We start from the raw sequence: 21,988 nt of genomic DNA, 5'->3' as shown, positions 1-21,988 counted from the left end.
ATAATTCGAGGTTCAACACGGATTTTCGCCCATGACGACAACAACCAACTCACTTTCTCAGGATCAACTCAAGACTTTGGTCGGTCAGGCCGCACTGCAATACGTCGTGCCTGGCGAAATCGTGGGCGTGGGCACAGGCTCGACGGTCAACAAGTTCATCGACGCGCTGGCCACCATGAAAGACCAGATCCGCGGCGCGGTCTCCAGCTCGGTCGCGAGCACCGAGCGCCTGCAGGCCCTGGGCATCCAGGTGTTCGACGCCAATGAAGTGGACGCGCTGTCCGTCTACATCGATGGCGCCGACGAGATCGACGGCAAGGGCTACATGGTCAAGGGCGGCGGTGCTGCTCTCACGCGCGAGAAGATCGTCGCAGCGCTCGCCAAGCAGTTCGTCTGCATCGCCGACGAGTCCAAGCTGGTCGACACACTTGGCGAATTCCCGTTGCCCGTCGAGGTGATTCCGATGGCGGCCGCGCAGATCCTGCGCCGTTTTGAAGCACTGGGCGGCACGGCCAGCATCCGCCAGAAGGACGGCAAGCCGCTCGTGACCGACAACGGCCAGCACATCATCGACGTGCGCGGCCTGAAGATCAGCGATCCGCTGGCATTCGAGAGCACCGTGAACCAGTGGCCCGGCGTGGTCACCGTCGGCGTGTTCGCGCATCAGAAGGCGGGTGTCTGCCTGCTGGGCACGTCGTCCGGCGTGCGCACGATGAATTTCTGATTCGGCGGAAGAGGAGGCGCTCGTGAGGAGCGCCTCGCTCACTTCACCAGTTACTTCTCCAGTCACTTCATCAACAGACCATCGACCTTGGCGATGTCCTCGTCGCCCAGGATGCCTGCGGCCTGGCGCAGCTTGAGCTGGCCCATGAGGACGTCATAGCGCGCCTTGGCGAGGTCGCGCTGGGTCTGGTAGAGCTGGCTTTGGGCGTTGAGGATGTCGATGTTCACCCGCACGCCGACCTGATAGCCGAGCCGGTTGGCATCGAGCGCACTCTGGCTGGATGCCACGGCGGCTTCCAGCGCCTTGACCTGACCCATTCCGGACTGCACGCCCAGATAGGCGGATCGCGAAGCCTGGGCGACGTTGCGGCGGGCGTTGTCAAGATCGGCCTGCGCCTTTTCTTCGAGCGACAGGGTTTCCTTCACCCGGTTCTGCACTGCAAAGCCCGCGAACAACGGCAAGTTGAGCGCCACGCCAACGCTCGCGCTGGTGGCGCGTGAGTGCACGAAAGGCTGGGAAGTCATGCCGTTGGGGTTGCGCTGAATGCCGTAGCTGGCCTGCAGATCGACCGTGGGCAGATGGCCTGTTTCGGCCTTTTTCGTTTCAAGACGCGCGACATCCAGCGCGATCTGCGCCTGTCGAACCAAGGGCTGCGTGGACTCTGCCGTGTCCACCCACTGGTTGATGTCTGCGGGTTCGACGGCGGGAAGGGCGACCGGTTGCGCGAGCGGCTGCGGCGCAATGCCCACGCGACCGACGGTCTGGTCGAGGGCGAGCTTCTTGACCTGCAAATCATTGGCCGCGGCGATCTCCTGCGCGCTGGCCAGGTCGTGGCGCGCCTGCGCCTCGCGCGAGTCGGTGATCGTCGCGTTGCCGAGCTCGAAGTTGCTCTTGGCCGACGCGAGCTGCTCGGAAATCGCCTTTTTCTGCGCCTGCACGACGTTGAGCGTGTCCTGCGCCGCCAGCACGTCGAAGTAAGCCTGGCTCACGCGGATCAGAAGGTCCTGATCGGCCGCGTCCAGCTGCGCCTGGGCGATTTCGATGCCGCGCTGACCTTGCTGGAATGCGATGCGGTTGGCAGGACGGAACAGCGGCTGGCTGGCGACGATGGCGGCCTGCTGCGACGGACCATGCAGATCGAAATTCTGTGCCGTCATCGTGGGCGTCTTGACGCGGTACTGCGTGTGCGCGGTGCTGACCCCGGCCTGGGCCGCAACGCTCGGCAGCAGACCTGCGCGCGCCTGTTCGCCACGGCTCACCGTCGCGTCGTACTGTGCCTTGGCGGACTGCCAGGGGGCGTCGTAGCCGCGAGCTTCTTCCACCAGTTCAAAAAGACTTTGCGCTTGAGCCGTCTGCGCGGTGAGGGCGCTGGCGGCGAGCACGAGGGGCAGGCTCAGCGCAAGCTTGCGCAACGGGAATGGCAAGGCGGGCAAAAAGGGCATGGTGTCCTTCCAGCAAATCGGCATGACGAATTCGCTCGACGCCGCGCACGGGGTGCGCGTTCGCGGGCGGATGAATGAACTGCTTTTGACTCTGAAGCGGGCGACTCGATCAATACCGGGGAACCGACGGGGCCACTTCGGCGGACCAGGCGTCGATGCCTCCGGTGATGTTGGCGACATGCTCAAAACCCTGATGATCGAGAAAGCCCGCCACGCGCAGGCTGCGCATGCCGTGGTGACACAGGCATGCCACGGGGCGCGCTGGGTCGAGTTCGGCGAGGCGGGCGGGGATTTCGCCCATCGGGATCGTGACGAGTTCAAAGTCTGCGGGCGTGATGCTCGCGGTCTGCAGCTCCCACGCTTCGCGCACGTCCAGCACGAGCGGACGGGCACCCTCGGGTGCCGTGGCGATCCAGTCGGCGAGTTGGTTGGGGCGAATGTGGGCAATCATGCGAAGTTTCCTGGAAGGATGACGGGCGTTTCAGTCTCAGAACTTGAACGCCGAGGGTTCTGTGAAGTTCAACAGGCGCGGCACGACGATGTCCCATGGCTCCTTGACTTCGAAGCTGCTGCCCTTGCGGGTGACGACGGTGGTGCGCATCATGGGTTCCTGGCCGACGACGGCCACCAGACGACCGCCTTCGGTGAGCAGCGCCAGCAGGCTCTTGGGCACTTCGGCGATGGAGCCGCTGAGCATGATCACGTCGAATGGGCCGTCCGCGCTCAGGTCGCGCGAGCCGTCCGCCATACGGACATCAACGTTAGTGATGCCGGCCGAGCGCAGGTTTTCCTTGGCGAACTCGACCAGATCGGCATTGATCTCAAGTGACAGCACCTGCGAGGCGCTGCGGCCCAGCAGGGCAGCCATGTAGCCGGAGCCGGTGCCGATCTCGAGCACGCGGTCCGTGGACTTGACCGCAGCGTCCTGCAGCATGCGGGCCTCGACGCGTGGAGGCAGCATCACTTGACCAGTGCGCTCGGCTTCTTCAACCGACGCGTTCAGCGGAACCTCGATGTCCATGAATGCCATGGAGCGGTACGCGATGGGCGTGAATTCCTCGCGACGCACTTCCATCATCAGGTCGAGCACGTCCTCGGCCAGCACGCGCCACGGGCGGACCTGCTGCTCGATCATGTTGTAGCGAGCCTGCTCCAAGAGGTTGGTGGTGTCGGCGGACGTGTTCAAGGGCATGTTCATGGGGGTACTCCGAATTGCGGACTTCTGGATCAGACAAACCTCTGATTCTAGGCCGCTCGCGGGCGCAAACCCAGCAACAGGTTTTCTGCATGCATCTGCAGGTACTTCACCGGGTCGAATTTGTCGGAATTGACGATGCACATCGAGCGGGACGAAAGCATCAGATCGAGCTGCATCAACGGCGCTTCGAACAGGTAGATCGCATAGTCGAGATCCAGCCGGCGGAACTCGCCCGAATCCATGCCGAGTTGCAGCATCTTGCGGATCAGGCCCTGCGCGGGCAGCACCACTTCATTGCGGTAGAAGAGGGCGATCTCGGGAAAGTTGTTCACCTCCGACATCATCAGCTTGCCGAGGCCGCTGGCCTTGGTCGAGCCGATGCGCTCCCACCAGGCGTTGAAGGCGTATTCAATCATTTCGCCGCAGGTGCCCTTGAAGGTGGTCAGCTCGGCCTCCCACTCGGCGAAACGCCCCGAGATGTTCTCGCGCACCACGGCCTTGAACAGCTCTTCCTTGCTGGGGAAATAGAGAAACAGCGTGCCCTTGGACACCCCCGCGCGTGCCGCGACTTCGTCCACCTTGGTGGCGGCATAGCCCTTTTCGACGAACAGGTCGAGCGCGGCCTCCAGCAGTTCACCGGGGCGGGCTTCCTTGCGGCGGCCGCGTTTGGTGGTGGTGCTTTCGGTGGTTTGGGACATGGGATCGGGGATCAACGACGCGCGGAATGAGTTAATGACTGACTGGTTAGTAATATAACAACCTCACTTTCCGACGTCAAATGGTTGCCCTCCATAATTCGTTCAGCAACACACACCATGAAGGAATCACGACCATGATCAACGAGCAAGACATCATTCTGGGTGGTGGATGTTTCTGGTGCACGGAGGCCGTTTTCGACCGCGTGAATGGCGTGACCGACGTGGAAAGCGGCTACGCGAATGGCCATGTGGATCACCCCACCTACGCGCAGATCTGTGACGGCAACACGGGGCATGCCGAGGTGGTCAAGCTGCGCTACGACCCGTCCGTGATCAGCCTGCGCCAGATTCTGGAGATCTTCTTCGCGACCCACGACCCGACGACGCTCAACCGTCAGGGCAACGATGTGGGCACGCAGTACCGCAGCGCGATCTACTACACGAACGACGAACAAAAGCAGGTGATCGACGAACTGCTGCGTGAGATCGGACAGGACAAGCTGTTCGGCGCGCCCGTCGTCACCGAGGTCGAGCCGCTCCAGTGCTACTGGCGGGCGGAGGACTACCATCAGGATTACTTTCTGCAGCATCCGAACCAGGGCTATTGCGCGTTCGTCGTCGGCCCCAAGGTCGACAAATTCCGCAAGACCTTTTCGCGGCACCTGAAGCCCGGAGCCTGATTTACGGGCTATGCTTCAGGGTTCGCGGCGCATGACACCCCCTCCGGGTGACGCCGCACCTGCACCTTGATGAACTCCCCACTTTCATTGCGACGACGACTGGGCATGTGCTGGCTGATGCTGGCACTGGTGCTTTCGCCTGCGCTCGGACTGGTTCACAAAGTCGTGCATGGATCGGGCGTGCCTGCGCCCCTGGCGATCCAGGCCGTGGCGCAGCTCGCGCAGGCGGGCGATGCGGCGACGGTCGAAAGCGCCAGCGTCCAGCCAGCGCAGGATGGCGTGCACGGCCTGTTCGGAGCGCACACCAAGGCCGAGTGCGTACTGCTGGACCAGATCGCGCTCGGCCACGCGCTCATGGCGCAGGCCCTGCCGCTCGCGCAGCCGTTGCCCGCAGCGCCGCCCGTGGCGGATATCTCGGCACCGCCTCCTGGCCAGCACGCCGCGCCATTTCACGCGCGCGGACCGCCTTCTTCATTGCTGTTGGCCTGAATTCATCGAACGTTTCGCTTCTTTGCTTCTTCGCTCTGACTGCGCAGCATTCCCGCGCGCTCAACGATGAGGCCTGTTCGCTGACCACGGCCGACTCTCCCGATTGAATTTCCCGTTGTCGCGGTGGCGCTCGCCGTCGCACAGCGCCATCGATTCATCGCGTCCGCATGCACGGCACAGCGCCGGTGCGCGTGCGTTGGCGCGACCCGTTTTCTTCTTCAAGCAATGAAGCACATTTCCATTTCTCGCAAGGCGGATGTCTCGTCCGTCCATGGACTGCGTCCGCTGTCCGTTTCCATATTTCTGATGTTCGCGGGCGGCGCGGGCGTCGTCCAGGCGCAGCAGCGCGATGCCGCGCCGGCACTGCCCGAGGTTGTCGTCTCGTCGAGCGGTCTGGCGCTCGGGGTGTCCGACATGACCACCCCCGTCAGCGTGATCGAGGGTGATGCGCTGGTGCGCAGTCGCGCCGCGACGCTCGGCGAAACGCTGGAAGGCGAGCCGGGCATCACCAGCAGTCATTTCGGCGCGGGCGCAAGCCGGCCGGTGATTCGCGGCATGGATGGCCCGCGCGTGAAGCTGCTCTCCGATGGCTCCGAAATCCAGGATGCCTCGACCGTGAGCCCCGATCACGCAGTCGCGTCCGAGCCCTTGCTTGCCACGCAGATCGAGGTGCTGCGCGGCCCGTCGGCGTTGATCTACGGTGCTGGCGCGGTGGGCGGCGTGGTCAACGTGCTCGACAACAAGATTCCCACGGCGATTCCCGAGAAGGGATATGAGGGCAGCGCCGAGGTCCGCTACGGTTCGGCTGCCAACGAAAAGGCGGGAGCCGTATCGCTGACCGGCGGCGCGGGCAACATCGCCGCGCATGTGGAACTCTCGGGGCGCAACGCGGGCGACTACGACGTCGGCCGTGGCTGGAGCGGCGGCGCGAACGTGCCGGGCAGCTTCAACCGCACGAGCGGCGGCAGCCTCGGCCTGTCGTGGATCGGATCGCAGGGCTATCTGGGTTTTGCCGTCACCCAGCAGAACGCCAAGTACGGCCTGCCTGGCCACAACCACGACATCGAAGGCTGCCACCCGCATGGCGACCACCTGCACTGTGGCTCGCACGGCGGTCATGAAGATCACAGCGACCACGACCATGATCACGAAGAACACGCCACGGGCGACGTGCCGGTGGTCGACATGCGAAGCAATCGCCTCGACGTGCGCGGAGAGCTGCGCAATCCGTTCTCGGGCTTCAGCGTGATCCGCATGCGCGGCGGACTGACCGATTACCGCCATGACGAAATTGAGGGCGGCATTGTCGGAACGACGTTCAAGAACAAGGCCTACGACCTGCGCGTTGAGGCTGAGCACCAACCCATCGCGGGCTGGAAGGGCGTATTGGGCGTGCAGACCTCGCAGCGCAAGTTCAGCGCGGTCGGCGAGGAGGCCTATGTGCAGCCGACCGTCACGCGCAAGACCGGGCTGTTCCTGCTCGAGGAATACCGCATCGACGACTGGCGATTCGAGGCCGCGCTGCGCCACGACCGCCAGACTGCGGAGGCCGAGGACAGCCGGATCGAGCGCGGCCACAGCGGCACGTCGCTGTCATTGGGGGCGGTATGGCGCTTCCAGCCCGGCTATGCCGCAGGCCTGACCTACAGCCGCGCCAGCCGCGCCCCGACCGCCGAGGAGCTCTACGCACGCGGCCTGCACATGGCGACCGCCACGTACGAGATCGGCAGCGCGGATCTGCGCAACGAAGTCTCGAACAACTTCGACTTATCGCTCAGGAAGAGCAGTGGTCCGACGACCTTCGACGTGACCGCCTACCGCAACCGGATCAAAGGCTACATCTACGGCCAGACGCTCGATGCGCAGGATGGCGTCCAATTGCTGCAGTACAGCCAGCGCGACGCGACGTTCACCGGCGTGGAGGCCAAGCTGCGCCAGCAACTGCACAAGGCCGTGGGCCTGACGGTTTTCGGCGACGTGGTGCGCGCCAAGTTGAACGACGGCAGCCATCTGCCGCGCATGGCCCCGGCACGGCTCGGCGTGCGGCTCGATTCCCGCTGGAGAGAATGGGACGGCAACATCGAATGGGTGCAGGTTGCCCGGCAGAAGCGCGTGGCCGAATTCGAATCGCAGACGGCGGGCTACGGCATGCTCAATCTGGGACTGGCCTACAACGGCGGGCGCGGCACGGCGCACGAATGGCAGGTCTACCTCAAGGCACGCAACCTGACGAACCGGCTGGCCTATTCGGCCACTTCATTCATCAAGGACGCCGCACCGCTGATGGGGCGCAACGTCGTGCTGGGAATGCGCGTGTCCTTCTGACCTGAGCCATGGCGCACGAGCGCACGGAAAACCCGTGCGCTTTCGTGCGACAAGCGCTCGCTGGTACGATCCACACCCATGGCCTGCCATCTCGCCTCTACACGCTGCCTGCTGATTCAGCCGTCCGGTGCCTGCGGAGGTTCTGTCGTGCGCGCGTTTGCCGTCGCACGCGAGATCTGGCCATACCAGCCCGTCGCACATTCTTCCGCCCGGCGATAGGCAACTCCCCTTCATTCTTCACCACGCAGAACCTCATCCATCGCCGGGCTCCAACGCTCTGCATCGCGGTGTGTAACTTGCGTAGGCGTTGCCACGCTCCAAGTCCTACCGCACGATTTCCTCAAGGAGTGACGGCATGGATCACACAATGGAGTTCACCAAGCAGTTTCTTCGCGCCAAGAACCCGTGCGCGATGGGATTCCGCTGGTTCGTCCGCAACATCGAAGACGGCGTGGGCTACCAGAAAGCGCTCGATACGCTGGTCGACGCGGGGCGCATCGAAGACGCGCTATGGCTGATCAAGGCCTTCGGCCCCACGAACGACGTGCTCAAGCTGGACAGCCTCGAAGCCGACGCGGTGATCTTCGCGGGCACCATCGAAGTGCGTTCGGGCATCGACGTGGGCGGCATTCTCTATGCCGGTCGCTCGATCCAAGCGGGCGGCGGCATTCGCAGCGGTGGCTCGATCACCGCAGGCGAGGACATCCGTGCGGGCGGCAGCATCGTCTGCGCAGAGCACCTGAGCTGCGGAGGCAATCTGCGGGCGGATTGGGGCATCGACGTGGAAAAAACGCTGACCTGCGGGGGCGACCTGCGCGCGGCCTGGGATCTCAGCGTCAAGGACAGCATCGAGGTGCGCGGCTGCGCCGTGATCGGCCAGGATCTGCTCGCGGGATGCAGCGTACAGTGCGACAAGAGTCTGCGGGTCGGTGGTCATCTGCAGGCAGCCGACGCGGTGCGCGCGGGGCAGGGCATCCAGGTGGGAGCGAGCATCGCCGCAGCGACCCACATCGAGGCCGGCTGGGGCATCCGCGCCGGGCAGTTCATCCACGTGGAGGGCGCCATCAAGGCCGGCGAGAGTCTCTCTTCAGGCGAGGACATCCGCGCGGGCGACGGCTATGGCGTGTTCGCCGGACTCAACGTGCAGGAGCAGTCGTGGGACGTGTGCGCGCAGGTATGGGCGCAGCGACTGCCCGAGGGGCTGCGCAGCGGCCATTTCTCCGGGCCTAGTCCTTTTGATGGTGGGCAGGCGCACATCGGCTGAGCACGCGACCGTCTTTCGAATTGGAGACGTCGATCAGACCGTCTCGCGGTTCCTGGCCGTTTGAACAAACGGCATGGACAACGAAGCCAGCAGTTTGATGAACCACAGGTCCTGCGGGCGCCAGCTTGTCTGCGGACCCAGCACATTGAAGGTGGCAAAGCAGTTGCCTTCGGCGTTGATGAGTGGCACGTTGACCACCGAGTTCAAACCAAGCTCGGCAATCTGTGCGTGGTCGTTGAACGCGCTTTGAAGCGCTTCACGTCCTTCGCCGATGAAGACTTGTGCATCCAGCAGCAAGCGCTGAGTCCACGGCGTCAGACTCTTTTGCTTGTATCCGGAGACAGGGTAAGCGTCCGGGTTGGAGGTCCAAAGCCGCCGCAGAACAATGCTCCACTCATCCGTGGCCGAAGCCGCTGCCTCGGCTCCCAGATTGAGGTTCACGGTGAGGAGTCCATCACCGAGCACGCGCTGGCGCGAGTGTTCGATAAGGCTCAGCGCCGCGTCGGGATTCGCTGCACGAGGCAGCTCATCGAACAACGCTGTGCAGACTGACAATGGAAGCCGAAGCTCCGAATCGGCAGATGCTTCCATCATTGTCTCAATCATTCGTGATGCCCAATTCGCGGATGATCTTGCCGTAACGCGCCGCATCATCACGCAGCACCTTGCTGAATTGCGCTGGCGTCGCCTTGACGATTTCCACGCCGATGCCGTCCATGCGGGTGCGGATGTCTGGATCGGCCAGCGCCTTGTTGGTGGCGTCGTTCAGGCGATCCACAAGTGGCTTGGGCATGCCTGCGGGGCCGAACAGTCCATACCAAACGCCGAGCTCGTAGCCGGGCACTGTTTCCGCCACGGTAGGCACATCGGGCATCAGGACGGAACGTTTGGCTTCGGTCACGCCCAGAAGCTTGAGTTTTCCGGTTTTCACATGAGGAAGCGTCTGAGTTCCCGCTGAGAAAAGCACCTGGGTCTGATTGCTCACGGTGTCGAGCACTGCAGGCGCGCCACCCTTGTAGGGCACGTGAAGCATCTCGATGCCGGCGGCCTTTTCGAAGAGCACTGCACTCAGATGGTTGGTGGAGCCGCTGCCGGCGCTGGCGTAATTGAGTTTGCCCGGGTTGGCCTTGGCGTAGGCGATGAATTCCTTGACGTTGCTGACAGGCACCGATGGGTGAACGACCATGGTGTTCACGACATTGGCCATCTGGGCAATCGGCGTGAAATCTTCCACGCCCTTGAAAGGCATGCTTGGCATGAGCGCGGGGTTCATCGCATGGGTGCTCATCGAACCCACGAGCAAGGTGTAGCCGTCGGGCTTGGCCTTGGCGACGACGTTGGAGCCAATGTTGCCCGAGGCTCCCGCACGGTTGTCCACGATGACGGGCTGTCCGAGTGACTTGGTGAGCTGCTCGGCGAGCGCGCGAGCGAGGATGTCCGTGGAGCCTCCCGCAGCCCAAGGCACGATCAGCGTGATGGGCTTGTTGGGATAGGCCTGTTGCGCATGCACGGCAAGGCTTGCAAGCGTACCCATCCCGAAGAGGGCGCCGAGGGCTGCGAGGCTGAGTGTGCGGCGATTTTGTGAAGTCATGACGTGGCTCCAAAAAGGGAAAGGCAATGGGAAGAGGGGGGAAGGGTGAGAGCGTCTGGGCTTATCGGCCCGTGGCGTAGCCTTGCATGCCGCGGGGATTCGCCGCAGCACGCAGAACGAGTCGACCTTGTGCATCGCGTTCCTGCGTGCAAGCGGACATGCGGCTTTCCGACCAAGGCTCGCCCACCTTGACGGTGTGGCCGGCAGCGCGAAGTTCGTCCACGACTTCAGGCGCGAAGCGGGATTCGAGCGTGATCTGATTGAGCGTCGTCTTGCGGGGCCAGAAGGATGCGGGGAAATGATCCACATGCCATGCCGGCGCATCGATGGCTTCCTGCAGGTTCATGCCATGCACGGCGTGGCGCAGGAAAAAGGCCGGCGACCACTGATCCTGCTGATCTCCGCCGGGCGTGCCGAATGCCATGTAGGGCTCGCCATCGCGCAAGGCCAGAGACGGAGACAGGGTCGTGCAAGGCGGCACGCCCGGGGTCACGGTGTTGGGCAGTCCCTCGTCCAGCCAGGTCATTTGCAGACGGGTGTTGATGGAGAATCCAAGCTCCGGCACCACGGGGCTGGAGGACAGCCAGCCGCCCGACGGTGTGGCGGAAACCATGTTGCCGTGGCGATCGATGACGTCGATGTGGCAGGTGTCGCCCACGAACACTTCTCGTTCCAGCCATTGCTCGACCGGTGGCAACGCCGCGAAGGTGGGCTCACCGATGCCGAAACGTGTATCGGCTGTCAGCAGAGTGCGGCGAGCGACATCGAGATCGGGCCATCGGGCGGTCATGCCGTTGGGAGCACCTGGATTCAGCTCGGTTTGGGCGTGAGCGCCAATGCCCGCGCTCCGCTCGCGCAGGTAGTCGTCGCTCAACAGACGCTTCTGGAGCTCGGGCGATGCGTTTGGTGATGCACCGTACCAGGCCATCCGGTCCGCCATTGCCAGTTTGGTGGCCTCCGTCACCCGATGCACGAACCCCGCCGTGTGTGGCGCGTGTTGTTCGATTTGGCAGTGCTTGAGCATGCCGATCTGTTGCAGGAACGCGGGACCTTGACTCCAGAAGCCGCATTTGGCCAACGTGTAGCGCCCCCAATCCACGGTGATCGGTTGATCGATCGTGGGTGTCCACTGGGCCATGTCGTCGTAGCGAAGCAGCCCGGAGTGCCGTTCGCCGCTGGTGTCGCGCACGGATTCGGTGCTGTAGTAATGGTCGATCGACTTCGCCACGAAGCCTCGGTACCAGCACTGCAGGGCGGCATCGATCACGCCGGTACGAGTGGTGGCGCTGGATTGTGCTGTCTCGATGATGCGCTCATAGGTCGTCGCGAGCTGCGGAAGCCGCCAAAGCGCTCCTGGCTTTGGAAGCTGGCCGCCGGGCATCCAGACTGCGGCAGATGATGTCCAGTGCTCGCGAAACAGATCCTGAACCGCAAAGATGGCCTGCACTGCGCGGGGAATCAACGGGAAGCCGTCGCGTGCGTAGCCGATGGCTGGGGCCAGCACCTCCGCAAGACTCCATGTTCCATGGTCGCGCAGCATGGTGAGCCACGCTCCGAACGCGCCAGGCACGGTGGCGGGCAGAAGACCGATGCCGGGGACCTGTTCGAAACCCATGCTGCGGAACTGGCTGGCGCTTGCGAGCGCAGGGGCTGAACCTTGGCCGCAGATCGATTGCATTCGACGCGCTTTTTCGTCCCAGAGCAGGATGGGCACTTCTCCGCCGGGGCCGTTGAGGTGCGGCTCCACCACCTGCAGCACGAAGCCGCCGGCGACGGCGGCGTCGAATGCATTGCCGCCGCGTTCAAGCACGCCCATGGCCGTCTGAGTTGCCAGCCAGTGCGTGGATGCGGTGACACCGAAGGTGCCGACAATTTCGGGACGTGTGGTGAAGGAGCTCATTCCAGTGGTGCGCTGTGGGGCGCGCAAAGCTATGTGAGCATCAAATTTTAGAGATTTGAAATAGATGTAATTGAATATTTGATGATAGATGCATAGATAAACTTCTATGCTTTATCTTTTGCTCGTTCTCTATGGCAGCCCCCATGCTCGATCGCTTGGCCACTCGCATCGAAAATCGCCTCAAATTGAGGCACTACGTATTGCTTGATGCCATTGGCAAGTACCGCTCGGTCACCCGTGTGGCTCAGCAGATGTCGCTGAGTCAACCCACCATCACCAAGGCATTGGCGGACATCGAGGACATATTCATGCTTCCTCTGTTCGTGCGAACCAGACGCGGTCTGGAGCCTACGGCGGAAGGAGAGGTCGTGCTGAAACGCGCACGTCTCGCGCTGTTGGATGCGACGGTGCTTCAGCAGGAGCTGGCCGCTGTGCAGCAAGGACGGCAAGGGCATTTGCGCGTCGGCCATATTCCGTATGTGGCATCCAGTGCGCTGGACGCCATGTGGGAGCACCTTCTTTCCATGACGCCACGCATGACTCTCATGGCTCATGAGGACACGTCGCTGAATCTGATGGAGTCCGTGCGCAATCGGGAGCTGGATTGCGCGGTCTGCAGGTTTTCACATCAAAGCATCGAGGATGAAGTGGTTCAGGTGCCTTTGTACGGGCAGCAGGCCTACCTTGTCGTCGCCAACGACAGCGCTCAACGCATGGCCGATATGCCTCTGCCCGAAATCGCAGAGCTGTCCGAGATGGAATGGATTTTCCCGCCCAGCAACACGCCGATTCGGCATGCCATCAATGCGATTTTTGCCGAGGCGGGAAAGCAGGTTCCCATTCCAGTCATCGAGACATACTCGATTCGCGCCATATCATCCGTCATGCGCCGCCTGAGTCGTGGAATCACGGTGCTTCCCGGCGACATCGCCCGCATGGTGGCTGATACGGGCAACGCACAGGTGCTGTCGCGGCCGCTGAAATGGATACTGCCGCCGGTAGGCCTGGCTTGGCTGCGCGGCTCTCCCAAAGCGGAATTGGCAGAACAGCTTGCCGGCGTGATATCAAAGGCCATGCTCAAGCAGGACTGCTCCTAGAATCCACGGGATCGCAGTCCTATTTCAAATCGCTTTTTCTTCTGTGGCTCGCGACAACTGGCGGCTTACCAATCCATGCTTTCCTCCCTGATCCCCGTCCTGTTCTGCATTGCCCTTGGTTGGTTGGTGGCTCGCATAGGATGGGTTCGCGACGCGGCCATCAAGGATTTGAGCAATCTGGTTTTTCTGGTGCTCACTCCCGCGCTGCTGTTCCGCACCATGGGGCAGGTGCGGTTGCAGGAACTGGATTTCAAACCCGTCGTTCTCTACTTCTCGGTGGTGGCGATTCTCTTCATCGGCACGCTGCTGGTGCGTGGCTTTTCCAAGCGGGCAGCAGCGGAGGCACTGTCCTGCGTGTTCGGCAACACGGTGATGATCGGCGTGCCGATCACCCAGTTCGTCTTTGGCGATTCGGCGCTGATCGTGCTGTTCACGCTGGTGTCACTGCACTCGCTGATTCTGTTGACGTCGGCCACGCTGATCTTCGAGCTGGCCGAAACCCGCGAAGCCACGGCGCGCGGCGATCAAGCTCCAAGGCCGCTGTGGCGCACGCTCCTGCAGGCCGCGCGAAAAAGCATCATTCACCCGGTGCCGCTGCCGATTCTGATCGGCCTCGTGTTCGCGCAGACCGGGCTGCAGCTGCCCGCCGGGCTCGACAAGGGCTACAGATGATCGGCAACGCGCTGAGCCCGATGGCGCTGCTGCTGGTAGGCATCTCGCTGGCCTACACCCGCTTTGACAGCAATCTGCGCGCCGCCTTGTCGATTTCTTTCGTGAAGAACCTGGTCATGCCCGCGCTGGTGCTCGCGATCGCGCCGTTGCTCGGCGTGTCGGGTCTGCCTCTGGCGGTGATGTTCGTGATCGCCGCCATGCCGGTGGGGGCGAACGTGTTCTATTTCACGCAGCGCTACGGCGTGATGCAGCAGGAGGTTTCGGCGAGCATCGCGGCATCGACGCTGATTGCGCTTGCCACGCTGCCGCTTGCGATCTGGGTCTCCCACATCATCCAGCCTTGAGCGCGTGGTTGCGATCTCAAGGCAGATGAGCTGAAGGTCAGGGTGCGAGGCGCTCGCGAATCCAGTCGCCGCCGTCCGTGCGATAGGACAGGCGGTCGTGCAGGCGGCTCTTGCGGCCCTGCCAGAACTCCCAGCGATCGGGAACGAGGCGAAAGCCCCCCCAATGCGGCGGACGCGGCGGGTTCAGCATGAACTTGGCACCGTACTTGGCGGCATTGGTCACCAGCACGTTGCGGCTCGCGATCACCTGGCTTTGCGGGCTGGCCCAGGCGCCGATGCGCGAATCCAGCGGGCGGCTCTTGAAATAGGCGTCGCTTTCCTCGTCGCTGACTTTCTCGACACGGCCTTCGATGCGCACGACGCGCTCAAGCTCAACCCAGTGAAACTGCAGCGCGGCAAACGGATTGCCCGCGATCTGGCGGCCCTTGCGGCTGTCGTAGTTGGTGAACCAGACGATGCCGCGCTCGTCATAACCCTTGATCAGCACGATGCGCGTGCTGGGGCGCATGTCACCGGCCACGGTGGCGAGGGTCATGGCATTGGGTTCGGGGACCTGGGCGGCGATGGCTTCATTGAGCCACTGGTCAAACTGCTGGAGCGGATCGCTTCTGGAAGCGTCCTCGCTGAGTTCCGCGCGCTCATAGCTTTTGCGCAGATCGGCGATCTGGGAGGAAAGAGGAGTGGTCATGCGGACATTGTGCCTCGCCTGACCACCCCTGATGAGCGGCGACCCTTTACTTGATCACCGCGCAGGCCAGACGCGCACCCGCGTTGCCGGTGGGCTGGGTCTTGAAGTCGTCGGGATCGGCATGGACGATCAGGCCACGGCCGACGATGTCGTTGGCCGCGCCGGTCTTGATGCTGATGCCGCGGATTTCCGCATTGAAGCGGGCCACGCCGTTGGCGTCGGCACGCAGGCTGGGCAGGTCGCCGCCATGGTGGGCATCCGCACCGTACTTGCCGTGGGCCGAGCCCGTGGGATTGAAGTGGCCGCCGGCGCTCATGCCGTCACCGCTCGAGCAATCGCCCTTGTCGTGGATGTGGAAGCCATGCTCGGCATTGGGCTTGAGCCCGGTGATCTGGCCGGTCGCGAGCACCACGTTGTCGGCCGTCTGCATGAAACGCACGGTGCCCTTGGCGTCGTTGCCGCGCGTGGCTTCGAGTTCGCCGACCGCCTGTGGCTTGGTCGGCGAAGTGGAGGTGGAACCACAGCCCGCAAGGGCGAGCACCGCAGCCGCGGCGGCAAGGGAGAGACCGGATCGTATGGACATGTTGAGCAAACCTCTTGTTACGAATGGAGGGAATCAAGCGAGCGGCAAGCACTCACGACTCTTCACGCAACTTCAGCCAAGATCCGGCGCCTGCACGCCAGCCAGCATCCTCGCATCAAGCGCGCGGTTTGGGAAGACTCAGCAGCCTGGCCAGCGCGCGGTCCTCGATGCCCATCTGCAGCAGTTGCTCATGCGTGGCGCGCGCATAGTCGTGGGTCGTGCCGAACTTGCCGGTCGCCTCGGCGAAGATCCGGCAGTACTCATCGTCACTCAGTATCCCGGTATGGCTCGGGCTCTTTCTCGACAGCGTGAAAGCCAGCGATCTGATCGGCCCCTCGCTGGTGTGGCATTCGAGCCAGCGCGGGTCATAGACGCCCATCACCATCTCGCGTGCCCAGAGGTTGATCATCACCTCGCGACCGTGCGCCTTGTCCACGCGAAAGATCACGCCCCGGCAACTGCCGCCGGAGAGCATGCCGAACACGAGCCCCGGACAGTCGGGCGTACCCCGGTTCACGCGGCTCCACATCTTGAGCGCACGGTGCCAGCCGAACACCTTGGCGTCGCGACGTTCGGAGTAGTCAAAATCCGGTCGCCAGATCAGCGAACCGTAGCCAAATACCCACAGATCCTCGTCGCCGCCCCACTCATCGAGCGCTCTTTCGAGCATCGGTGCAGGGTCGCGGATGGGTACGGGCGTCGTCGGCATGTCAGGCACTCTACAATTGACAGGTTTTGTCTGACCAACATATCACGAATTATTTATCAACGGAGTCCCAACTCATGTCCTTCAATTCTTCCGACGACGACAGCCAACAACGCTTTGCCCTTGGTTTCCTTTTCGCCCTGATCGCTCTGGTGGTTTCGACCGTCGTCGGCGTCGTGGTCTACAAGCGCGGCATCGCCCACGCACCAGCCAAGCCAGCCCTTGTCAAGACCGTTGAGGTCACCACGATCGGTGCCGGTGGCAACGTGATCGCAGAAGACGCCGCCTCCGTCGTCGTGATGGACAACGGTCTGGTGAAGTTCTTCTTCGCCTCCGGCAAGGCTGAAGTCGCTCCCGGCGCCAACACCGCGCTGGTCGAAGTGATCAAGGGCGTGGTCGAAGGCGGCAAGCGCGCCCAGATCTCCGGCTACCACGACTCCACCGGTGACCTCGCAAAGAACCAGGAACTCGCCAAGCTGCGCGCCATCGCCGTTGCCGATGCGCTCAAGTCCCTCGGCGTGGCCGAAGACAGGATCGATCTGAAGAAGCCAGAGCAATCGCAAGCCAGCGGCTCGAATGCGGAAGCACGCCGCGTGGAAGTGATTCTGCTGCCCTGAACTCTGAACGCCAGATAAAGATTTCTAGGCGACCTTGCAGGCGCGACATCGGGTGGTTCCGTGGTTTGCGCTTTGCACTCCACCCCGGTCATCCTGCAAGGTGCCGAGATCGCAAACACGCTCTTCAGGTGCTCTGCCGCACCACCAGCTCGTAGTCCAGCTCGACTGCCCGCGGCTTGGGCAGATTTCCGCGCATCAGCCCAAGCAGCATCTGCGCGGCCGCCTCGCCGACCTGCTTGCGTGGGGTGCGCACGGTGGTGAGGGGCGGGAACATCTGGTCGCTGCCCGCGAGGTCGTTGAATCCCGCCATCGCCACGCGGCCCGGCACGGAAATGCCCATGCGACTCGCCGCCAATAGCCCCCCCTGTGCCAGATCGTCGTTGCAGAAGAAGACGGCGTCCACGTCGGGATTGTGGGAAAGCATGTCTTCGAACAGCCGTCCGCCGAGCGCAATGGAGGAGGGCTCCGGACTCAGCATTTCGAGACGCGGATCGTACAGGCCCGCTTCCTTGAGCGCGCGGCGGTAGCCCTCGGCCCGTTGCATCACGCGCGGATCGAGCTGGGCGGCCGCGAAGGCGATGCGCCGGTAACCCCGGTCCAGAAGATGGCGCGTCATCGCCGCTCCGGCCTTGGCCTGCGAGAAGCCAACGCTGCCGACATCGGGCGCGCTGCTCGTTTCCATCATGTGCACGCAAGGCACGCCGCTTCGCGCGATGAGTTGGCGCGCCGCCTCGCTGCGGTCGAAGCCGGTGACGAGCAGCCCCGCGGGGCGATGCGGCAGGTAGGTGCGCAGCAGCAGTTCCTCTTCGGCGGTGTCGTAGTGGGTCACGCCGATCAGCGGCAGAAAGCCTTGCGGAAACAGCGTGCGGTGAATCGACTCGAGCACATCCACGAACAGGTTGTTCGAGAGCAGCGGCACCAGCACCAGCACTTGCGTGCTGCGCTGCGAGGCGAGGGCGCGTGCCGCCGGATCGGGTACGTAGTGGAGTGCATCCACCGCCTTGCGCACCCGCTCGACCAGCTCCTTGTCCACGCTGCGCTCGCCCCGCAGGGCGCGTGAGACCGTGATCGGGCTGACCTCCGCCGCCCTCGCCACGTCGGCAAGGGTGACACGGCCGCTGGCGCGACGGTTTCGTTTCGGTGCGGAAGAGGTGTCTGACAAGGGTAACTCCTAGGGCGGAACAGCATCGATTGTGAAGTAAGATAGCGCTATCCAACCCAGTTCACTGGAAATATTTATACCCAAAGATGGATTCTCCGCAGAAGGGGCAACCAATGTGGCCGTGTTTATGGCGGTTGTTGTCGATGGCTTTCGGGGAGTCGGTCTTCTTTTTTGAATTATGCAGGATAGCGCTATCCAAACAATCGGCACTCCGGCCATCGTCGTGATGGGCGTGTCGGGCTGCGGCAAGTCGAGCGTGGCTGAGGCCTGCGCGAACGCGCTTGGCTGGCGGCTGCTGGAGGGCGATGCATATCACCCGGCGGCCAACATCGAGAAGATGTCGGCAGGCATTCCGCTGACCGACGACGACCGTGCGGGCTGGCTCGACCAGCTGGCCGCGCTGCTCGCGCCGCAGGTGGGGGGGCAGGGTGTCGTCCTGACTTGTTCCGCACTTCGTCGCAAATACCGCGACCGACTGCGTGTCGCCAATTCGCGGATGGGATTCGCTTTTCTCGACCTGAGCTACGACGATGCGCTGCAGCGTGTCGAGCAGCGGCCGGGGCATTTCTTCTCGCCCGCGCTCGTGGCCAACCAGTTCGCCACGCTCGAGCGACCTGCCGACGAGTCCGATGTGCTGACCTTGAACGCCACGCTGCCGATCGCAGAACTGCAGACGCAGGTCGTGGCATGGGCCGAGCGCATGCGCTGGATTCAGTCGTCAGGCCGCGCCTGAGCCGAGTCGAAGAGATCAACACAAGACAGAAGGACCCGGAGAAATGACCACTCCACACCCCAACGAAGCCGCCCCCGAGCGCAAGCCGTTGATCAAGCGTCTGGCCGAGCATTTCATGGTGGCCGCGCTTGCGGGCATGGTGATCGCCGTGTTCGTCAACGTCGTGCTGCGCTATGTGTTCGCGACCAGCATCGTGTCTTACGAGGAAATCTCGCGCCTGCTGTTCGTCTGGCTGGTGGCGGTCGGCGCCATCGTCACCGCGTTCGAGGGCAAGCACCTCGGCTTCGACATGCTGACTTCGCGTCTGAAAGGTGCGCCCAAAAAAGCGCTGTTCTGGGTCAGTCAACTGCTGGTGACGGCCTGCATGGTGCTGCTGCTTGTGGGCTCCTGGGAGCAGGTGAAGGCCGGTATGGACAGCTACAGCACGGTGCTGGGCTATCCGCTTGCCCTTGGCGCCGCTGCCACGCTGGTGCTGGCGGTGGGTCTGCTGGTCTGCGTGGTGGTGGATCTGCTGCGCGGCGAGCCGCCCGTGACCGAAGGCGCGGAAGTGGAATGACGCAGACGCGGCGACCGCACAAGGACTGAACAACATGATCGTCACCCTCATTTTTCTGGCTGTGCTGATTGGCGGCATGGTCATCGGCATGCCGATCGCGCATGCGCTGATCCTCACCGGTGTCGCGCTGATGTGGCACCTCGACTTCTTCGACTCGCAGTTGCTCGCGCAGAACCTGCAGGCAGGCTTCGACAACTTTCCGCTGCTGGCCGTGCCGTTCTTCATTCTGGCCGGTGAGCTGATGAACGCGGGCGGTCTGTCGCGCCGCATCATCGATCTGGCGCGCGCCTTCTGCGGCCACATCCGTGGCGGTCTGGGCTTTGTGGCGATCGGTGCGGCCGTGCTGCTCGCGTCGATGAGCGGTTCGGCAATTGCCGACACCGCCGCGCTCGCGACGATTCTGCTGCCGATGATGCGCGACCAGAAATACCCGCCCGGCTACAGCGCCGGTCTGCTGGCTTCGGGCGGCATCATCGCGCCGATCATTCCGCCGTCGATGCCGTTCGTGATCTATGGCGTGACGACCAATACCTCCATCAGCAAGCTGTTTCTGTCGGGCATCGTGCCGGGCCTGATGATGGGCATCTTCCTGATCGGTGCGTGGTGGTGGATCGCCCGCAAGAACGATCTGCCCTCGATGCCGCGCGTCGGCTGGGGCGAGCGCATGAAGGCGCTGGTGCAGAGCTTCTGGGCGATGATGATGCCGGTGATCATTCTGGGCGGTCTGAAGGGTGGCATTTTCACGCCGACCGAGGCGGCCGTGGTGGCTGCGGTCTACGCGCTGATCGTCTCGATGTTCGTCTATCGCCAGCTTTCCTGGAGCAAGCTCTACGACGTCTTCCTCAACGCGGGCAAGACGACGGCGGTGGTGATGTTCCTGTGCGGCGCTGCTACGGTGACCGCCTACATGATCACGCTGGCCGATCTGCCCAACATGCTGGCCGAGAGCTTCACGAGCGTGATGAGCAACCCGATGTGGTTCATGGCGCTGATGATGGTCTTCCTGCTCGTCGTCGGCACCGCGATGGACCTGACGCCGACCATCCTGATCTTCGGCCCGGTCTGCGCGCCGCTGGCCGTGAAGGCGGGCATCGATCCGGTGTACTTTGGCTTCATGTTCATCTATGTGGGTTGCATCGGCCTGATCACTCCGCCGGTCGGCACCGTGCAGAACGTGGTGGCGGGCGTCGGACGCATCCGCATGGAGACCGTCATCCGGGGAACGACGCCGTTCCTGCTCATGTATGTGCTGCTGCTGATTCTGTTCATCATCTTCCCGCAGATCGTGACCGCGCCGCTCAAGTGGATGCACTGACGGCTGCGTTGACCGGCACAGGACTTTCGTTTTCCGCCTGACCCTTCCTTTTGTTTTGACCGAGGAGAAATCACCCATGCGAATCAAATTCACCCTCTGCGCGCTGGCCGTGGCCGCCGTCGCTTCCACCGCCGCAGGCTTCGCGCAGGCGCAGGACTTCAAGCCGCGCATCGTGCGCTTCGGCTTCGGGCTGGTCGATGAATCCAACCAAGGCCGCGCCGCGCGCCTGTTCGCCAAAGAGGTCGAAAAGGCCACCGGCGGCAAGATGAAGGTTCGCGCCATCGGCAACGCGTCCCTCGGCTCCGACACCCAGATGCAGCAGGCGCTGATCGGCGGCGCGCAGGAGATGATGGTCGGCTCCACCGCCACGCTGGTCGGTCTCGTGCCCGAGATGGGCATCTGGGACACGCCGTTCCTGTTCACGTCGGCCAAGGAAGCCGACACCGTGCTCGACGGCCCGATGGGAGACAAAGTAAAGGCCAAGCTCGAAGCCAAGGGCCTGGTCGGTCTGGTCTACTGGGAAAACGGCTTCCGCAACCTCACCAACAGCAAGCGTCCGGTCACCAAGGTGGAAGACCTCAATGACGTGAAACTGCGCGTGATGCAAAACAACGTGTTCCTCGACAGCTTCAAGGCGCTGGGCGCGAACGCCGTGCCGCTGCCGTTCTCCGAGCTGTTCACCGCGCTGGAAACCAAGGCGGTCGATGGTCAGGAAAATCCGTACAACACCGTGCTGTCCAGCAAGTTCTATGAAGTGCAGAAGTACCTCACGGTCACCAACCACGTCTACAGCCCCTGGATCGTCACCGTCAGCAAGAAGTGGTGGGATCAGCTCACGCCTGCCGAAAAGAAGGTGCTGCAGGACGCCGCCGTGAAGAGCCGCGAGTTCGAGCGCAAGGACACACGCGAAGAAGCGGCCAAGGCGCTGGCCGATCTGAAATCGAAGGGCATGCAGGTCAACGAGCTGTCGTCCGCCGAAGTCAACCGCATGCGCGAGAAGCTCACGAGCGTGAACGCCAATATCGCCAAGTCGGTGGGGCAATCGACCTGGGACGAGGTGAATGCTGCTGTGAAGAGCGCGCGCGAACAGAAGTAAGCCGCGCTTCACACTGAACCAAACAGAAACCTGCTCGTTGGATGCAGGTTTCTTTCCATCTGCCGTCGCATGACGGTATTACGATGGACGCCAACCCCACACCTACAA

Annotated in this window: 22 protein-coding genes and 1 pseudogene; 12 read left to right on the top strand and 11 right to left on the bottom strand. The window is 63.1% G+C overall.

Annotation, left to right across the window (positions count from 1 at the left end; translation table 11 throughout):
* Positions 1-31 precede the first annotated feature (31 nt).
* Positions 32-724, top strand: a complete 693-nt coding sequence (rpiA, locus tag ISG32_RS20820) for a ribose-5-phosphate isomerase RpiA (RefSeq protein ID WP_194772951.1) — start codon at positions 32-34, stop codon at positions 722-724.
* A 62-nt stretch (positions 725-786) separates the two neighbouring features.
* On the opposite strand, the gene ISG32_RS20815 is transcribed toward rpiA, so the two are convergent.
* The 4 genes from ISG32_RS20815 to ISG32_RS20800 all read right to left on the bottom strand — a co-directional run bounded on the left by ISG32_RS20815 (position 787) and on the right by ISG32_RS20800 (position 4,062).
* Complete coding sequence (locus tag ISG32_RS20815; protein ID WP_194772950.1) at positions 787-2,166, bottom strand: TolC family outer membrane protein; 1,380 nt, start codon at positions 2,164-2,166, stop codon at positions 787-789.
* Positions 2,167-2,275: 109 nt separating this feature from the next.
* Complete coding sequence (locus ISG32_RS20810) at positions 2,276-2,617, bottom strand: rhodanese-like domain-containing protein (RefSeq protein WP_194772949.1); 342 nt, start codon at positions 2,615-2,617, stop codon at positions 2,276-2,278.
* A 36-nt stretch (positions 2,618-2,653) separates the two neighbouring features.
* Positions 2,654-3,364, bottom strand: coding sequence for a protein-L-isoaspartate O-methyltransferase family protein (locus tag ISG32_RS20805; protein WP_194772948.1), 711 nt, complete (start codon positions 3,362-3,364; stop codon positions 2,654-2,656).
* A 47-nt stretch (positions 3,365-3,411) separates the two neighbouring features.
* A complete protein-coding gene (locus ISG32_RS20800) occupies positions 3,412-4,062 on the bottom strand; it encodes a TetR/AcrR family transcriptional regulator (protein WP_194772947.1) in 651 nt (216 codons plus the stop codon).
* A gap of 134 nt (positions 4,063-4,196) precedes the next feature.
* Between ISG32_RS20800 and msrA the strand changes: the two genes are divergently transcribed.
* The 4 genes from msrA (at position 4,197) to ISG32_RS20780 (ending at position 8,820) form a co-directional block, all read left to right on the top strand.
* A complete protein-coding gene (msrA, locus tag ISG32_RS20795) occupies positions 4,197-4,742 on the top strand; it encodes a peptide-methionine (S)-S-oxide reductase MsrA (protein ID WP_194772946.1) in 546 nt (181 codons plus the stop codon).
* A gap of 87 nt (positions 4,743-4,829) precedes the next feature.
* Positions 4,830-5,231 (top strand): hypothetical protein, encoded by a 402-nt coding sequence (locus tag ISG32_RS20790; protein WP_228529985.1) that lies wholly within the window; start codon positions 4,830-4,832, stop codon positions 5,229-5,231.
* A 306-nt stretch (positions 5,232-5,537) separates the two neighbouring features.
* Positions 5,538-7,556: a TonB-dependent receptor domain-containing protein gene (locus ISG32_RS20785; RefSeq protein ID WP_228530011.1), complete on the top strand. Its 2,019-nt coding sequence runs from the start codon at positions 5,538-5,540 to the stop codon at positions 7,554-7,556.
* A 355-nt stretch (positions 7,557-7,911) separates the two neighbouring features.
* On the top strand, positions 7,912-8,820 hold the full coding sequence (locus ISG32_RS20780) for a hypothetical protein (RefSeq protein ID WP_407645085.1): 909 nt from the start codon (positions 7,912-7,914) through the stop codon (positions 8,818-8,820).
* A gap of 33 nt (positions 8,821-8,853) precedes the next feature.
* On the opposite strand, the gene ISG32_RS20775 is transcribed toward ISG32_RS20780, so the two are convergent.
* The 3 genes from ISG32_RS20775 to ISG32_RS20765 all read right to left on the bottom strand — a co-directional run bounded on the left by ISG32_RS20775 (position 8,854) and on the right by ISG32_RS20765 (position 12,311).
* Positions 8,854-9,414, bottom strand: coding sequence for a GAF domain-containing protein (locus ISG32_RS20775; protein WP_228529984.1), 561 nt, complete (start codon positions 9,412-9,414; stop codon positions 8,854-8,856).
* 4 nt (positions 9,415-9,418) lie between these two features.
* Positions 9,419-10,354, bottom strand: a complete 936-nt coding sequence (locus ISG32_RS20770) for a Bug family tripartite tricarboxylate transporter substrate binding protein (RefSeq protein WP_228530010.1) — start codon at positions 10,352-10,354, stop codon at positions 9,419-9,421.
* Positions 10,355-10,472: 118 nt separating this feature from the next.
* On the bottom strand, positions 10,473-12,311 hold the full coding sequence (locus tag ISG32_RS20765) for a gamma-glutamyltransferase family protein (RefSeq protein ID WP_194772942.1): 1,839 nt from the start codon (positions 12,309-12,311) through the stop codon (positions 10,473-10,475).
* A gap of 143 nt (positions 12,312-12,454) precedes the next feature.
* Between ISG32_RS20765 and ISG32_RS20760 the strand changes: the two genes are divergently transcribed.
* Complete coding sequence (locus tag ISG32_RS20760; RefSeq protein WP_194772941.1) at positions 12,455-13,408, top strand: LysR family transcriptional regulator; 954 nt, start codon at positions 12,455-12,457, stop codon at positions 13,406-13,408.
* Between the two features lie 75 nt (positions 13,409-13,483).
* Positions 13,484-14,424 (top strand): annotated as a pseudogene (locus ISG32_RS20755) (AEC family transporter).
* Positions 14,425-14,461: 37 nt separating this feature from the next.
* Here the strand turns inward: ISG32_RS20755 and pdxH are convergent.
* The 3 genes from pdxH to ISG32_RS20740 form a co-directional block, all read right to left on the bottom strand.
* Positions 14,462-15,112 (bottom strand): pyridoxamine 5'-phosphate oxidase, encoded by a 651-nt coding sequence (pdxH, locus tag ISG32_RS20750; RefSeq protein ID WP_194772940.1) that lies wholly within the window; start codon positions 15,110-15,112, stop codon positions 14,462-14,464.
* Between the two features lie 46 nt (positions 15,113-15,158).
* Complete coding sequence (locus tag ISG32_RS20745) at positions 15,159-15,695, bottom strand: superoxide dismutase family protein (RefSeq protein WP_194772939.1); 537 nt, start codon at positions 15,693-15,695, stop codon at positions 15,159-15,161.
* Between the two features lie 115 nt (positions 15,696-15,810).
* Positions 15,811-16,404, bottom strand: a complete 594-nt coding sequence (locus ISG32_RS20740; protein WP_228529983.1) for a gamma-glutamylcyclotransferase — start codon at positions 16,402-16,404, stop codon at positions 15,811-15,813.
* 74 nt (positions 16,405-16,478) lie between these two features.
* On the opposite strand from ISG32_RS20740, the gene ISG32_RS20735 reads away from it, so the two are divergent.
* Positions 16,479-17,018, top strand: a complete 540-nt coding sequence (locus ISG32_RS20735) for an OmpA family protein (protein WP_194772938.1) — start codon at positions 16,479-16,481, stop codon at positions 17,016-17,018.
* A 124-nt stretch (positions 17,019-17,142) separates the two neighbouring features.
* Here the strand turns inward: ISG32_RS20735 and gntR are convergent, their stop codons facing one another.
* Complete coding sequence (gntR, locus tag ISG32_RS20730; RefSeq protein WP_194772937.1) at positions 17,143-18,180, bottom strand: HTH-type transcriptional regulator GntR; 1,038 nt, start codon at positions 18,178-18,180, stop codon at positions 17,143-17,145.
* A gap of 178 nt (positions 18,181-18,358) precedes the next feature.
* Between gntR and ISG32_RS20725 the strand changes: the two genes are divergently transcribed.
* The 4 genes from ISG32_RS20725 to ISG32_RS20710 all read left to right on the top strand — a co-directional run bounded on the left by ISG32_RS20725 (position 18,359) and on the right by ISG32_RS20710 (position 21,880).
* Complete coding sequence (locus ISG32_RS20725; RefSeq protein WP_194772936.1) at positions 18,359-18,913, top strand: gluconokinase; 555 nt, start codon at positions 18,359-18,361, stop codon at positions 18,911-18,913.
* Positions 18,914-18,956: 43 nt separating this feature from the next.
* Positions 18,957-19,469: a TRAP transporter small permease gene (locus ISG32_RS20720; RefSeq protein ID WP_194772935.1), complete on the top strand. Its 513-nt coding sequence runs from the start codon at positions 18,957-18,959 to the stop codon at positions 19,467-19,469.
* Positions 19,470-19,503: 34 nt separating this feature from the next.
* On the top strand, positions 19,504-20,784 hold the full coding sequence (locus ISG32_RS20715; protein ID WP_194772934.1) for a TRAP transporter large permease: 1,281 nt from the start codon (positions 19,504-19,506) through the stop codon (positions 20,782-20,784).
* Positions 20,785-20,860: 76 nt separating this feature from the next.
* Entirely contained in the window at positions 20,861-21,880 is a 1,020-nt protein-coding gene (locus tag ISG32_RS20710; protein ID WP_194772933.1) for a TRAP transporter substrate-binding protein, read from the top strand.
* Positions 21,881-21,988: the final 108 nt, after the last annotated feature.

The sequence above is a fragment of the Diaphorobacter caeni genome (assembly GCF_015354245.1).
GTDB classification, from domain to species: domain Bacteria; phylum Pseudomonadota; class Gammaproteobacteria; order Burkholderiales; family Burkholderiaceae_C; genus Diaphorobacter_A; species Diaphorobacter_A caeni.
This window is presented reverse-complemented; position numbering and strand designations above follow the sequence as displayed.